Origin of the sequence: Streptomyces sp. NPDC051214 (assembly GCF_040682375.1) — a bacterium.
In the GTDB taxonomy this organism is placed as follows: domain Bacteria; phylum Actinomycetota; class Actinomycetes; order Streptomycetales; family Streptomycetaceae; genus Streptomyces.
On record NZ_JBFBAT010000012.1, the window covers coordinates 216,369 to 231,106 of the forward strand.

13 protein-coding genes are annotated in these 14,738 nt (G+C 67.0%); 6 read left to right on the forward strand and 7 right to left on the reverse strand.

The features are described from left to right. The first annotated feature begins 1,071 nt into the window (after nt 1-1,071). The 4 genes from AB0M70_RS30040 to AB0M70_RS30055 all read left to right on the forward strand — a co-directional run bounded on the left by AB0M70_RS30040 (nt 1,072) and on the right by AB0M70_RS30055 (nt 4,016). Complete coding sequence (locus tag AB0M70_RS30040) at nt 1,072-1,272, forward strand: hypothetical protein (protein ID WP_365824695.1); 201 nt, start codon at nt 1,072-1,074, stop codon at nt 1,270-1,272. Nucleotides 1,273-1,337: 65 nt separating this feature from the next. Further along, nucleotides 1,338-2,108, forward strand: coding sequence for a hypothetical protein (locus AB0M70_RS30045; protein ID WP_365824697.1), 771 nt, complete (start codon nt 1,338-1,340; stop codon nt 2,106-2,108). A gap of 182 nt (nt 2,109-2,290) precedes the next feature. Continuing rightward, nucleotides 2,291-2,839 (forward strand): DUF4262 domain-containing protein, encoded by a 549-nt coding sequence (locus AB0M70_RS30050; protein ID WP_365824699.1) that lies wholly within the window; start codon nt 2,291-2,293, stop codon nt 2,837-2,839. A 448-nt stretch (nt 2,840-3,287) separates the two neighbouring features. Continuing rightward, on the forward strand, nt 3,288-4,016 hold the full coding sequence (locus tag AB0M70_RS30055; protein ID WP_365824820.1) for a dienelactone hydrolase family protein: 729 nt from the start codon (nt 3,288-3,290) through the stop codon (nt 4,014-4,016). A gap of 91 nt (nt 4,017-4,107) precedes the next feature. Here AB0M70_RS30055 and AB0M70_RS30060 read toward each other — a convergent pair whose 3' ends face one another. From AB0M70_RS30060 to AB0M70_RS30090, 7 genes are all read right to left on the reverse strand, one after another. After that, on the reverse strand, nt 4,108-4,317 hold the full coding sequence (locus tag AB0M70_RS30060) for a hypothetical protein (protein WP_365824701.1): 210 nt from the start codon (nt 4,315-4,317) through the stop codon (nt 4,108-4,110). 307 nt (nt 4,318-4,624) lie between these two features. Then, on the reverse strand, nt 4,625-4,798 hold the full coding sequence (locus tag AB0M70_RS30065; protein ID WP_365824703.1) for a hypothetical protein: 174 nt from the start codon (nt 4,796-4,798) through the stop codon (nt 4,625-4,627). Nucleotides 4,799-5,512: 714 nt separating this feature from the next. Continuing rightward, entirely contained in the window at nt 5,513-7,504 is a 1,992-nt protein-coding gene (locus AB0M70_RS30070) for an ABC transporter ATP-binding protein (RefSeq protein ID WP_365824705.1), read from the reverse strand. Next, a complete protein-coding gene (locus AB0M70_RS30075; RefSeq protein WP_365824707.1) occupies nt 7,501-7,968 on the reverse strand; it encodes an NUDIX domain-containing protein in 468 nt (155 codons plus the stop codon). The genes AB0M70_RS30070 and AB0M70_RS30075 overlap by 4 nt, the downstream gene beginning before the upstream one ends. Next, nucleotides 7,965-8,840 (reverse strand): phosphotransferase, encoded by an 876-nt coding sequence (locus AB0M70_RS30080; RefSeq protein WP_365824709.1) that lies wholly within the window; start codon nt 8,838-8,840, stop codon nt 7,965-7,967. The genes AB0M70_RS30075 and AB0M70_RS30080 overlap by 4 nt, the downstream gene beginning before the upstream one ends. Nucleotides 8,841-9,327: 487 nt before the next feature. Next, complete coding sequence (locus AB0M70_RS30085) at nt 9,328-9,915, reverse strand: GNAT family N-acetyltransferase (RefSeq protein ID WP_365824711.1); 588 nt, start codon at nt 9,913-9,915, stop codon at nt 9,328-9,330. 141 nt (nt 9,916-10,056) lie between these two features. Further along, nucleotides 10,057-10,476 (reverse strand): hypothetical protein, encoded by a 420-nt coding sequence (locus tag AB0M70_RS30090; RefSeq protein ID WP_365824713.1) that lies wholly within the window; start codon nt 10,474-10,476, stop codon nt 10,057-10,059. 584 nt (nt 10,477-11,060) lie between these two features. Here AB0M70_RS30090 and AB0M70_RS30095 point away from each other — a divergent pair. Together AB0M70_RS30095 and AB0M70_RS30100 are read left to right on the forward strand one after the other, a co-directional pair. After that, nucleotides 11,061-11,399 (forward strand): trypco2 family protein, encoded by a 339-nt coding sequence (locus tag AB0M70_RS30095; RefSeq protein ID WP_365824715.1) that lies wholly within the window; start codon nt 11,061-11,063, stop codon nt 11,397-11,399. Nucleotides 11,400-11,842: 443 nt separating this feature from the next. Beyond that, entirely contained in the window at nt 11,843-14,653 is a 2,811-nt protein-coding gene (locus AB0M70_RS30100) for an NACHT domain-containing protein (protein WP_365824717.1), read from the forward strand. Nucleotides 14,654-14,738 lie beyond the last annotated feature (85 nt).

Here is a 14,738-nt window from a genome sequence, read left to right on the forward strand (position 1 = left end):
TTCGTGTCCGGCGTGCGGTCAGGCAGTCGAACAGGACGTCTCGGTAGCGTGCGGCCACCTGGAACGGTCCACCCTCTGCGTCTTGATGGTGCGGCAAACACCCCGGTCCTTGCCTGTCCTGCGTCTTGGCGTCGGAGCTCGGCATCAAGCAAAGGCCGCCCAGCTGTCAAGCGGTTGCCGTCTTTAGCGATCAAGTTTGAGGGGCCATGCGGCGCCACCCGGCCGCCTGCCACCAGACCTGTCCGGCATGCCAGCCCTTCACCCAGTGCAGGCAATTCGTCCTCGGGCTGGTCGGAGGGGGAGTGGGCGTATGGGGCGGCGCATCGGTCTGTGAGCGACCACACCCGGTCGCGGTGTGGCCCCGTCACCGTCAGCGTCCCGTACGCACCAGGCCTGTCGCTGCCCAGGAGCACCGAGCTGTGCTGGCAGGTCTGGTGCAACAGGGACGAGTGGAGGGTGTGATCCCAGTAGTCGTAGGCCACTGACATTCCTCCTCGGGCGGGAACGGCTGGCGGGGTAGGCGAGCGCCGGTACTGTCGAATGGTTTTGGCTCATCCAGCAGTCCGCTTCCCAACAAGCCCAGGTGTCCGGCATCTTGCCCCCGGGCAGCAGACCGCCCTCAGCGGGCGGTCCGTCGTCGGTGCCGTTGGCGATCTGGGCCTCGAAGGTGCGATACGGCTCAGGCAGCACGACCGCGTGCTTACGCTTCCTTGCCCAAGCGCTTCCCAGCCTCACGGAGAGTGTCGGACCTCGGCTGGCCAGGCTTCACGCAGGAGGACTATCGCACCCCGCTATGACGTCAGCAGGACCACCAGACGCCCCGAGAGCATCACCGAACGCGACCAGCTCAGACGCTGGAAGCGGCTTTAGAAGGGAACGACCAGGCCAGCTTCTCGCAATCTAAGCAGTGCCCTGCCCATGCACTCGGCGGCCGACGCCCCATCGGCCCTCATCCCCACATCCAGAGGCCCACCAGAGGCTGAGAATGTCCACGCCGGCCGGCCGTCACGCATGCGCTCCGCGTCGACCCGGATCATGGCACCTACACCCTGCTCACCGAGCCATTCCAGGATGAGCATCGTCGCGTCCTCGACGCCGCTGTCCGGATCCACCTTGGGCCGCCGCCCCATTCCCTTGGCCATAGCCACAACGTTACTCGGGGACTGGATTGGCCTTGCCGCACGTCTTGAGGCGACTCAGACCATCAAGAACAAGCTGATGCCTGAACGTGATCGACAGGTGCACAACCCGATCAGGATCTTGGATGTCTGAAAGGCGCCGGAGGAGAGCTCTCTCCGGCGCCTTTTGGGTTCAGAGATTGAGAGATCGGGGTTCAGGTGGGCAAGAAGGTCTTCCAGACTGTCGTGGCCGGTGGCGCGGCGGCGGTGTTGTTGGGTGTGGCCGCGGTACCGGCCGGGGCGGCCGAGGGCGGGGTCTCCTTCACCCGCGTGCAGGTGAACGGCGGTAGGGCGATCGTGATCGGGGTGTCCAAGGAGGTCGCGGCGCCTACCTCTTTCAGGATGACGACGACCCGCTCGTGGAAGTGGCCGGCGGTGTTCCTCTACCGCGGCAACAGCACTACGGGTGAGCGGCTGTGGCACGCCATCGAAACCAGCGACTGCCACGCGGCGGGCGCGGGCGTCTGCGACTTCAACGAGACGATGTACTTCGATCCGACGGTGTGGGACATGCGCAACAGTGAGGCCGGAGCCTGGAAGGCCGCGGCGGAGGTGTCTTTCAAGGGCGGCGGCGGTGACACGGACGACAAGGGCCTGACCACCTACGTCAAGCGCAACTCTCGCCTGAGTGTGAACGCCGCGCCCGAGCCGGTGTCCACGGGCAAGACCATCACCGTGACCGGCAAGGTGACGCGGGCCAACTGGGAGACCAAGAAGTACGCCTCCTACGGGGGCCGCCTGGTGAGCCTGCAGTTCAAGCCCAGTGGCGCCGCCTCCTACACCACGGTGAAGAAGGTCCACGCCAGCAGCTCGGGCGCTCTCAAGACGACCGTGAAGGCGTCCAAGACGGGCGCGTGGCGCTGGGCGTACTACGGCAACACCACCACGGGTCCCTCGACTTCGGCCGCGGACAACGTCGTGGTGCGGTAGAAACCCGCGCTCCACACCCGTCGGGGAGGCCTTCAAGGCTCCCCGACGGGCCTTGAGACATCAGCGCTCATCCCGCCGTCCTCCTGATTGGCAGGATGCAGCACCCGGGGTGACGGCGCCGTTCGTTTGAGGGGTGCACACCCCCACGCTCGACGTGCAGGCTCACCTCGTACTCTCCACGCATGACTGATGTTCCGTTTGAGTGCCGCTGTGTCCTGTGCCATGACTACGGCGACCGGGACGCAAGGGACCGCATGGATCTGACGGTCATCGAGCATGTGCAGCAGCACGGATGGCACGTCGTGATGGTTCCCGAAGACGAGATCGGTCCCGGATTCGCCTACACGATCGGTCTCGCGCACTCGCACGGCGGACCTGAACTGGCCATGTTCGGGCTCGATATCCACGCCATGCACCGCATGCTCAACACCCTGGCAGAGAAGTCCGCTGCGGGTGAAGCATTGGCGAAGGGTCAGAGCCACGCGGATGTTGTCGTCGGGCGTCGAGTCGTGCTCAGACAGGTTGACCGCGGCTGGTACCGGACCTTCTTCGGGCAGGCCCTCGGGTTCTACCGGCGGCCGCCGGTGCCCGTGCTGCAGGTCGCCTGGCCCGATGCCCAGGGCCATTTCCACTTCGATGAGCAGGCACAGGAGAGCCATCGCGAGTCACAGCCTCAGGCTTGGCTGCCCCCGCGTGACCACCCTGCCGGCGTCTGGACAACCGAACTCTGATCCGGGGGCGTGGCCGGGGACGAGCCGGCACCCGGGGGCTGCACAACGGTCGCGCGGGGAGCCGGGATCGACCCCCGCCGCTGCGCCGGCCCGCGTTGCGGGGGAGAGCCGGGGGACGGGCGGGGGTTGGCCGGGGGCCCGTGTGTGGTCGAGGCGGATGAGACTGGCCGGTATGAGGGATGAGGGTCGGTGGCGGTCGGTCCCCTGTAGGGCCGGTCCGTCACCACCGTGGGCCGGGGCAGGTGATGCGATGGCGCTGCTGTGAGGCGGGGGTGAGCGCTGTGGCGGGAGCGGGGTTGGCGCTGGGGCGGGGGAGGGCGCGTGCAGGGTTCTTGCGGGTGCTGCGCCGTGGTGCAGAGGGATACCCGCTCGGCCTGTTCTGCTTGTGGCAGAGCATCGGCCACACCGGGCCCGTCGATCACTACAGTCCCCTCTCGTGACGACGACGATGACAACGCAAACGGTCGAGTATGCGGCTGATGGGTTGACGATGACCGGGTACCTTGCGCTGCCGGCCGGTGTGGGTCGTCGGCCCGCGGTGCTGGTGGGGCCGGAGGGGATGGGGCTCAGTGACGTCGAGCGCGGCCGGGCGGATGCGCTGGCCGAGCTGGGGTATGTGGCGTTGGCCTTCGACCTGCACGGCGGACGCTATCTGGCCGAGCCTGAGGAGATGTTGGCCCGTTGCCTGCCGCTGCTGGATGATTCCGAGCGGATGCGCGGCATGGGGCTGGCGGCGCTCGATGTGCTGCGCGCCGAGTCGCGCACCGACCCCGACCAGATCGCCGCCATCGGCTATGGCACCGGGGGTGCGGTCGCGTTGGAGCTGGGCCGCGCCGGGGTCGATCTGCGGGCGATCGGGACGGTCAACGCCTTGACCACGGGCCGGCCGGGTCAGGCGGCGCGCATTGGGTGCCCGGTGTGGGCCGGTGTCGGCTCCGAGGATCCGATCATGGGACCCGCGCAGCGGGAGGCGTTCACCGCGGAGATGCAGGGCGCGGGTGTGGACTGGCGCCTGACGCTCTACGGCGGCGCCCTGCACGCCTTTCACCACCCGACGGTCGACCACCGGGTGGTGCCCGGCGTCGGCTACCACCCCCGCCACGCGCGGCGCGCCTGGCGCGATGTCCTGGACCTGCTCGCCGAATGCCTGCCGGCGACCAACGATGTGGGTGCATGACCCGGTTAAGCATGGCTGCTGCACGACACGGTCCCCGTCCGGCGGGGACCGTGTCGTGCAGCAGCGGGGGCTTTTTGGCCTCCGGGATCGTTCAGTCCAGGACCATGTCTCCAAAGGCCGCGACATTGGCCTCGTTGTGCACGACGTGGAGGCCATCGCTTTCGGCGCCGTCGTGGTCATCGGCGGGCTGCTGCGTGCCGGAAGCGGGGATGCCGGGGTGGGCAGAGGCAGTGGCGGCGCTTGCGACGAGGGCGAGGGAGGTGAGCAGGATGCTCGCGGCGGCTCGGGGCAGTGTGGTCATCAGGGTGTTCTCTTTCCTTGCGTGAGTTCTGTACAAGCGTGGGTGCTTCGGATCAGTGCAGTCATCTGAGGGGAGCGCCGGTCGTGCCCGGCGCGCGGTCACCGGCTGCCTGCCGTGGGTGGCACACAACGGTCCCCGCCAGGACTTGAGCTCCAGTGGTCGTTGCAAAGCCGCGGCCCAGGGGGATGCGACAGGCAGCAGGATCGGCCCGTGGGGTGAACCGGAACCTGCCCCTGCGGGATTGGTGCAGGCTCCAGTGGCCCGAGTTGGGACAGAGGGCTTGACGGCATGGAGCGGGGGGCGAGAGCTACTGCCCGGAGGGGTCCTTGCCCTGTCCGCTGGCGTCCTCGGCGTCGTTTTTGACCTGGTCGCCCTTGCCTGCGGTGTCAAGGTCCCGCTCCTCGGTGACCCGGCCGAAGGCATCTTGCGCCTGGCCGGCCAGTTCCTCACTCTTCTTCTTTGCCTCGTCCGGCACACCCATGACTGACTCCCTTGGTCTTGTCTGCGCCCGGGACGTGGACACGTCCCATGCCGTCACCCTCATCCGGCGCAGGCTCTGCGGCTTGGCGGGCTAGCCCAAGCGGCGGAGTGAGAGAAGCCGACCCCTCGAGGTCAGGTGCTACATGGCACAACACAGACGGGGCGTTGCCATGTCGGCGCCCGTTCATTGTGCGTGTAGAGGCCGGTCCCATAGATCTCTACGGCCGTACCGTCGCGACGTCGAATGCGGCGTCCCCGTCGGACGTCAGCGCGACCCCAGATGTGCAGACAGTCGCAGGATGGGAACACCTCTCTGTTGGTGGTGCCCGCGTCGCGAATGATGGCTGCGGTCTACGGGGAGAGTTGCCTGGTGAGCGGGTTCAGAGTGGTCCAGGTCGAGACAGAGCACGTCGTCGATGTCGGAGAGGACCAAGCCCAGACCGACGCCCGCCGTCGAAGCGGCGGCTTCCTCGTGTGTTCCAGGTGGGCGGGTCGGTCGACGACGCCGCCATGTCGGCGACGGTCAACGGCCGCTTGTCCGCGGCACGTCGGGGCCCACCTGTCACGGGTCGTCAGTTCAGCGGGGAGCGGGTTGCGCGCTTTCGCGCGCGAGAGTGCCTTATGGCACTGGGGCGAGCACGTCTTAGCGTGAGCGCGCGCCATGATCGGCAGCGCCCCCGCGCGGTCGTCACGTCAGGCCTTTCGTGCGGGCGGGTCATGCGGGGTCCCTGACGGAGGGGGCGGCAGGATTCGGGATGCTGGCTGTGGTGGGGGCGAACTGGGCGGCCTGGGCATCGAACATGGCGGCGTATCGCCCGCGTGCGTCGATGAGTTCGTCGTGCGTGCCGTGTTCGCTGAGGTGTCCTGCGTTGAGGACGTAGATGTGGTCGGCGTGGCGGACGCCGGACATGCGGTGGGTGACCAGGACGACGGCCCGGTGCGGTGCGGCCAGGCGGCGGATCCGGTCGAAGGCTTCGATCTCGGCTTCGGGGTCGAGGGCGGAGGTGGGCTCGTCGACGATGAGGATGCTGTCCGCCTGCGATGTTGCGCTGCGCCAGTGTGTGCGGGCCAGGCCCACTTTCTGCCATTCGCCGCCGGAGAGTTCGATGGCTCCGCGGAACATGCGGCCGAGCATGCTGTCCAGGCCGTTGGGGAGTTTGGCGGTGACGGGGCCTGCTCCGGCGTAGTCGACGGACTTTTCCAGGTCGTGGGGTGAGGCGTCGTGGTTGGGGCGGCCGATGCGGATATTCATTGCGGCTGTCACGGGCCAGCGTTGGAAGTCCTGGGTGAGGAGGGAGACCCGGTCAAAGACTTCAGAGCGCTCCAACGCGCAGATGTCCGACTCGCCCCACCGCACGGTTCCGTTGTGAGGCAGCAGCAGACCGGACAGGATCTTCATCAAGGTGCTTTTGCCGGAGCCGTTCTCGCCCACCACGGCGGTGACCGACCCCATGGGGAAGGCGAGCGTCACGTCGTCCAGGGCCGGAGCGTCGCGGTCGGGGTATCGATAGGTGACGTGCTCCAAGGAGACCTGCTTGACTCGGCGGGGGACCGGATCGCCGGTTTGGGGGATAGCGCGCTGTTCGGCCTCGACCAGGAACTGTCCGTGATCCCGCACGTAGAGGGATTCCTCATGCAGTTGGTTCACCGTCATCACCAGGGCACCCAGACTCGCTGAGCCGGTCCGCACGGCGATTACGGCGGTGCCGGCGACGGCAAGGCTCATGTGTCCGGCCATGATCAGCCAGATCATGGTTCCGTAGGTGGCGGCCATCGCCAGCCCCGACAGCGCGGAGGCGACCCATTCGGTGATGGCTTTGCTGGAGGCCAGGCGTTCCTGCTCCGCTTCCGCGCTCGCGGCCATGCGCCGGTAGCGGTCCAGGAGGAAGGGGCCTACGGCGTGGATGCGTACTTCCTGGGCCGCCGTGCGCTCGGTGAGGAGGTTGCCGATGAGGCGGCTGGCCCGCAGGTGCTCGATCCAGCTCATCACCGACACGTAGCGTTCCTGTGCCACGCGCATGGCGCCCCAGCCTCGCGGGGCCGCGATGACCAGCAGCATGGGCAGCAGCGCCGGATGCAAGATGGTGAGTACGCCGGCCGTGGCGATCAGCGAGATGGTGCTGTTCAGTGCGGAGACGCAGGCACCGATCATGCGGCGTGCTGAGGTGGGCCCGTACTGGGCGATGTCGATCAGGCGGCGAAATGCGGGGTCGTCGATGGCTTCGAGTTCGACGCTGGTTGCCGCGGCCAGGTACTGCGTCGTGGCGATCCGCTCGACGATCGGTTCGAGGCGTCCGGCCCGGGAGGTCGACCAGGCGGCCAGGGCCGAGTTGACGACGGCGACGCCGGCTGCGGCGAGCAGGCCCGGCAGGAGGGCGTGCAGCCGCTCGGTTGCGTCTCCGCCTCCCAAAAGCGCGTGCATCACGGCGTTGATGGCCAGCAGGCCAACGGCGGCGGCGATGCCTTGGCCTAGTTCGCTGATCGCCACCGCCACGAGCGCGCGGCGGTCCGCGTTGAAGGCCATCTTCAGGGTGGCGCTGACGAGCTTGGGCATCTGGCGCAGCGTTGAGAGCATGGTCAAGTCCAGGCCTGCATGCTCGTGTTGGGACCAGCCCATGTCGTAGCGCAGAGGTCCGCCGAAGAGTTCACGTTCCGCGTCGGAGACCTTGGGCTCGGCCATGCGGACTTTGCCAAGGAACCGCTTCACGCGCTGCCTCCCTGTACCGGCCAGTTCAGAGCCCGGTAGGACGGGCCGTGGGTGAGCATGTGGAAGATGTGGCCGGTGGAGGGGTGGCATTCGGCGGTCGGCTGCTCGATCGACACCCAGAACAGCCCGTCGTGTTTGTCCGGCTCCGCGTTATGCGGTTCACCCGTCCACGACTGGGTCACGAAGACCGCGGTGATCCGATCGGTGCCGCCGGGCTCGTGATGATGGACAAGCCCGCAGAACTGCTGCTGGTCGGCGTCGATGTGGATTCCGGTCTCCTCCTTCGCTTCGCGTCGTGCCGCGTGGTCCAGCGGCTCACCGGCTTGCAGATGGCCTCCCACCACGGTGAGCTGGCCTGGGGCGAGGGCTGCGTCCGGCTTGGGGCGCACGCACAGCGCGGCACCGTTGTGCCGTAGCAGGACTTGGGCGACATCGGCGATCAGCAGGTGAGGGGCGTCGCTCACGACCGGTCCTCCTGCATCAGGCATTTGGTGGTGCGATGGCCGCGCGCGGTCACCAGCGGGTCGCCATACCGGGGCCCGTAGGGGAGGGCGCTGTCCGCGTCGGCCGCGGCGAACGCAGTGAGCGCGTGCTCCTCTGCCTGCGATAGACGCCGGCCATACCCCTTCAACAGGGCCTCGCGCAGCTCGGAGCGGTCCGGCCAGAGAGAGAGGGCGAGCTTGACGAAGCCAGCCACAAGCGGGCCCACATTGTTCCGCTCGAAGTCCAGCAATGCACAGCGGCGGCCGTTCCCCAGCCGGTTGCGCTCCCAGAAATCCCCTTGCCGCCACCCGCAGGGGAGGAGGCCCAGATCGGGCAGCGCGCTCAGTCGGCGGCGCAGCGTGGCGGCTTCCGCGGCCGACGGGTGGTCTCCTGTCTGCTCGATGTGCTGGCCCAGCCCGGCCACAGAACTTTGGATGACGTTCCCCGCTGCCTTCTGGGCCCGGTGGTCGGGGCGCGCAGGATGGAAGCGACGCAGAAGCTGGCCCGCCTTCCGATGGGCGGCGCGCCGTCGCTCGAGTACTTCGTCGGATTTCACTGGTTCACCATCCACCGCGGTCAACATCAGTGAGAGCATGTCGGCCGAACTGCCCACCAGAGGGCGGGCGTTGCCATAGGCGAGGCTGGGCAACGCCTGGCGAGAGGAGCGGGTCTCACGGCTGTAGAGGACCGGCGTGGGCGCCACCTTCAGGTAGTGCAGCCGGGCGCGCGACACGACCTGCCATACCTGCGCAGTCTCGCGGGCATGCGAGGCGTCGTACACGGCGTCGACGGGGCCCAGAATCTGCTCCGCCCAGAAGGCGAGAGGAGACGGAAGGTGTAGGCAGTCCGTCATGCCAGGCACCTCGTATCCGATCGTGCCCCGCCAGCGGGGAGGGCCGTGCGGCTGGCCGCCGCACCAGCGGACACCACCGAGGAAGCCGCAAGCATTTCGAACGCAGGATGAACAAGCGCAGGACGGCGTACGGAATGCATGAGGGCTCCAGGGGCTGTTGTGTGGACAGGTGATCGGGTAACGGGGTGCTCGCTGTCCCCGTCACGGGTGCACGGGGGCGAAATCTAGAACCTGATTTCGAAAACCGGGGACTTTCCGTATGTCGTCCGGTGCGGCATGCCGTGATGCTGTGTTCGATCACTCGTGTGGGTTGCGGTACCTCCCTTGGGGGATTGCAGGACGCCGCTGGGTGCTCGTCGCGATGTCGATTCGGCTGGGGTGTGACGGCTGCGCACGGACATCGAGCGCGGGATCACATGCTGGGAGCGGCCGGGGCCAAGTCGTCCAGGGAGGCGTCACAGCAGGGACGGGCGCTTTCTGCCAGTGCTCAGGCGCTGGGCGGCGGCTCGGGCGCATGGGCGGCGGGGGGTGACAAGAGGGTGGCGGGGTCCTGGGTGCGAATGGTGGCGGTGACCTCGGTCAGCCTTTCGGCTTTGCGGGCCAGGAGGTAGACGAGATGGTGGGTGCGCTGCACTTGGTGGATCAGCGCGAAGCCCTGGGTCTGGTAGTAGCGGACCAGGCCGGGGAACATACACCCGCGCCGTACCCACGCCTGCCCGTCACGGGACGCGCGGTCCACCGCCCAGAGCGCAAGGAGTGTTCCTGGGCGCTGTGCCCGGTCGGTTGGGTTCGTCACCGTCGTGTAGAGGTAGCTGGCAGGCTCGGCGCGTTCCTGTTCCGTCCATCCCCAAGGCGGGGTCACCTGCTGGATCGTGGTGCACCCGATGACCCGCCCGGACGTCTCCTCCGTGAGGAGCCACATCGACCCGTCCGGGTTCTCCGCCTGCCCAGCCACGTCGTCCGCGCTCGCCCGCCAGGAGGCCATCTGCCGTTCCTCCAGCCACGCCGAGCGGGCCAGAACAAGTGTGCGGACGGCGGGAATGTCGACGGCTGTGGCCGGGCGGACGACGTACACGGGCCCTCCTTGAAGGGGGCGGCGTGAAGCTGGTCTACAGGAACGAGTCGGCCGCCAGGTGGAGATCGGTGACTTCGAGGAGCTGAGCGTCGCCGTCCTCCCGGTACGGTCCGGCATCGGGCTTCCGCCACCCATTGAACGCTAGCCGTCCAAGCCCTCCACCATCTTGAGCTTGTCGAACTCTTCACCCGCGCCTGTCCAGCCCAGACCGCCGATCGCCGAGGCCATGAGCAGCGCGTTGTAGTCGTCCTTTGGAAGCGGCTCGCACGCCTCCGGGCGGCTCTTGCCGCCCTCCTTTGTCTTCTTCTCCACAGCGTCGGCCGCGTCCTTGGCCACGCCTGCATACCCCGAACGGACTATGCCCGCCAGCGTCTTGTCGAGCGCATCGACCCGCTCCTCCGCTTCGCCGACCGTCGGCGTGTCCGCGGAATCGCTTCCGGTCCGCTCCGTGAGCGCGGAGACACAGTCCTCGGCTTTCTCGTCGTCGGACTTCGAGCAGCCGGCCGTGGCCGCGGCGAGCAGCAGGCAGGTGACGAGCAGCGCGTAGGTGGCGCGGCGCATGCTTCCCCCAGGCGTTTGTGAGGACCGGATCGTAACGGGCTGCGGGGCGGAGGAGAGCGGGAACAGCGAAGCCCGGCTCGGGGTGGGTTCGAGACCGTGTACAGGGAGCCACGCGCCGACTTTTCACCTGCAGGCCTTTGCGCTCCACCAGGTCCATACGCGCCTGCAGCGGCACGGCTGGCATCCATCGGATCGAGGACGAAGCGAATGCGCGCCCCGTCGGCTTGACGATGCCTGCCAGCTGCTTGAGGCGCTGTTCACCGCCGTTCCTGGGTCCGATGGCGATGGCTTGCTGGGGAAGGGGCTCGTGGTAGAGCCCGGGAGAGGAACTGGCGCTAGATCGCCCTGCTCGAAGAGCGAGTGCGACCGTGGCCACCAGGCGGTCGCTGCCGGGAGCGACGGGCCGTTGGTGGGGACCATGACTGTTGACTTGCGGACTGCGGGTGCGCCAGCACGTTCAGATGGCGTCCCGCCGGTCGTGCACGCGATGCAGCGCGACCACTCCAGTTGTCGTGAAGCAGTCTTCACGCCCTGCGGAAGCGGGTACGTTTCCGCCGTAGCGCCAAGCTGCCGAGGGGGACGATGTGAGTGATGACGCCATCGAACTGGCGGCCGCGGTCCAAGTGGTACGCGATGAGCTGCTCGCCGCGGCTTCCCAGGGGGTGGGAAGCGATCTGATTTTCGAACTCGGCGACATTCAGATGGAGTTCACGGTCGAACTGCGCAGGGAGACACGGGGCGGCCTGAAGATTCGTGCCTGGGTGCTGGACGCTGGCGTCGAGGGAACATCGGCCAAAGCCAACACGCACAAGGTGGCCTTCACTCTCAAGCCGAAGGATGTCCATACCGGAAGGTCATGGCAGGTCGGGAACGAGGAACCCGGCGACGTCTCTCACTTCGGACGAGGTCCGGGCACCTCGTGAGCACGGCACGCTCTGCGGCTCACCGCGTGGTCGTAGTGCAAGGCGCCGCGCAGGGCACGGGAGTGCTTCTGACCCCTACGCTGATCCTCACAGCCGCTCACGTGGTGCGAGACCACGACACCGTTCGCGTCATCCATCCGGATCTCTCGGAGTGGATTACCTGCCACGTATATTGGCGCAGCAGCCCTCGTCGCGACGCCGTTGCGCAGAGAGGCGCCACCCTCAGCCCGGCGAGCGAAGAATCCGGGCTTCTCCCGCCCGCCCACGAGGCCCAGCATTCGCGGGAAGATGCTTCTCCACCAGCGCCGGGCCTCGGCATGCCGAGGCGCGAGACGGAAAGAGGGCACCACATACGGGAGGTTGAGGACACGCCCACCGACCTAGCCCTCTTGCAAGCTCTGACGCCAGTGCTCCCCGACGATTCCGCCGCTATGCTGCGCCGCTTGCGCTGGGGCACCGTGAACCCCGGGCAGCCCCTGCCCAACTGCCAGATCGTGGGATTCCCTGCGGCCCAACGGCACGGCGACCGACAGGAATTGGAGCTGGATCAGTTCGAGGTGGCGGTGTTGCCGCTCGCGGGCCGCCCCCGGGCCACCGTGGTCTGTGAGTTCGCCCGGCGTTCGGTGGTCGAGCAGGGTCGGGCCGACTCCCCTCTGGACGGTTTGTCCGGTGCGCCGGTATTCGCGGGTGGCGTGCTGATCGGCATCATCACCGACGTCCCGCGCGGGCGTGATCACATGCGGGTCGAAGCGGTACCCATGGACCTGCTTCCCACTGATCGCCTCCCGTACGACAGGCAATTGCCACTGGTCATGGAGAGTGTGACCGGCGAGCAGCAGGGTGACGAGCCCTTCGAGGAGCGATACAGCAAGGCGGTCAAGGGCCGGTATCGGAGAATCGAGATCATCGGTATCGAGGAGTTGTCCAACGACGAGTCTCGCTGGGATTTGGATGCCGCTTATCTGCCACTTGAGGCAGAGTCTTCGGGCCCCCGCCACAGGTCTGACGCCCGCACCAGTCCGCAGCGCATCGACGACTTGCTGTCTGGCAGCGAATCGGTCGTCCTGTTGCGCGGTGAGGCCGGTGCCGGGAAAACAACGTTGGTGTGGTGGCTTGCTTCTCACGCCGCGTGCGCGACCTTCGGTCCGAAACTCGCCCATTTTAATGGTCTTATACCCTTCGTCATCCCCATGCGTGCCCTGCGTGCTCAGGGACTCGGGTTCCCGGGACCGTCTCAGCTGGCGCAGGTGGCCAGACTTATGGCCGATGACCCTCCCGCGGGTTGGGCCTACAGAGTTCTCGAAGCAGGACGCGCCCTGTTGTTGGTCGACGGACTGGATGAGGTACCTGAGGAGGACCGGGAGTCCGCCCGGAGGTGGCTCATCGACTTGCTGGAGCGTTTCGATCAGGTGCGCTGCATGGTCACGATGAGGCCGATGGCGGTAGCGGGGGACGGGGACTGGCTCGGTGTGCGGCAGGAGGTGCTCAGCGTGAGACTCCTGAGGATGCGCGATGCGGACATCCAGGAGTTCGTCCACGTCTGGCACCGCGCGGCACGCCTGGAACTGTCGTCTTCCTCTAACGATCACGCCGAACTGACCCGACTGGAGAGAGACCTCGCCCGGCAGTTCGCCACCAACTCCGCCCTGCGTGATCTCGCTCATACGCCGCTGCTGTGCGCTGTCATCTGCGCGTTGCACCGTCGCCGCCGCGGACTTCTGCCCACCAGCCGTAACGACCTGTACCAAGGGGCCCTGGCGATGCTGCTGGGCAGCCGGGACGCACTGCGGGGCGTTGTCGCGCCGGAGGGAATCAGGATCGAGGCCAAGGAGCATGAGCTTCTGCTCCAGCGGATCGCCACGTGGCTGGTGCGAAACGGCCAGTCGCAGCTCTCCTACGGGCAGGCAGAGGGGCAACTGCGTAAGGCGTTGAGCGGCATGCCCCGGGTCGCCGGGCAGGGATCAGTCGAACGCATTCTCCGCCACGTGCTCAGCCGCAGTGGGTTGCTGCAGGAACGTGCGGAGGGCAGCATCCAGTTCATCCACCGGACTTTCCAGGATTACCTGGCTGCGAAGGAGTTCCGGGAAAGTGATCATCTCGGTGAACTGCTGCAGCACGCCTCCGAGCAAGAGTGGGAGGACGTCGTGCAACTCACGGCAGGGCAGTGCAACCGCAGTGAGCTGCGGCAGATACTCGAACCCCTCGTCGCTTTGGGTGACAAGGCAAGCGCATGGGCGCAGTGGAAACTGCACATGCTGGCCGCGAAATGTGCACTGACAGCGGTCTACCTGGACGAGGACATCCGCGATGCGGTCGCTTCCCGTGTCAAAGCGCTGATGCCTCCGACGAGCACCACGCAGTCGACTGAACTCGCCAAGCTGGGCCCTTACGTTCTCCCGTTCTTACCTGCCGCTGAAACGATGAGCGAAGATCACCAGCTGCTCGTTCTCGACATCCTGTACAAAATCGGAACCCCCGACTGCCTGCCGCTGGTTCGATCGTTCGCGGAACAGTCCAGCGCAACGGTACGACAGGCAATCTTGGAGGCCTGGGACGCTTATCCCGTCTCCACCACCCACTACGCGAGAGAAGTGCTGGCGCATATGCGGCTCGGCGACTTGGGTTTCGTCGTCGGCAGTCGATACCAGCTGCACCATCTGTGCCAACTGCACGACGTTCGGCAACTGGAACTGCACGCCGGGAAAATGCGTCCCGAAGACCTCGAGGTCATACCGAAGCTGCCGGCACTGCGCGAACTACGCGTCGTGGGCCTTCCGAGGTCAGGCGGCAACAGGCTGCCGCCGCCGCATGCTGGGGTCGCGCGATTGTCGGTGAAAAGCCACGCCCTCAAGCTTGACGGGCTCAGCCGATGGAGCGGGCTGCAGGGCTTGGCTCTGTGGCACCCGGTACCGGTACACGACCTTTTCGAGCGACTGGCACAGCTCCCCAAGTTGCGAGCGGTGCAGCTCCCTCTCGCGTCGCCTGTAGTAGCACTGGAATCGGTACCCGTCCTTCCCGGGATCCGTGCTCTGACACTGCCTTCACTTGCTGAGGGGGGAGATCTGCGGCAGCTGGCGCGCGTCTTTCCATCGCTGACCAGGCTTACCTTGCACCCCCAACCCAGCACGGCCCATTCTGTTGATCTGACTTCTCTCAACAACCACGAGGGGCTGCAGGTTTTCGTCGTGCGGGGGCAACACCGACTCGCGATCACGGGTGCGGAGGCCTTCGGCGACCGGCTCCATGTCACCTAGGTGAGGAACGAAAGGCAACCTTCCAGAGGGCCCCACGTCAAGTCCGGCCGCTGGAGCGCCGCCGCAGCACTGGTGCAGTCGAGCA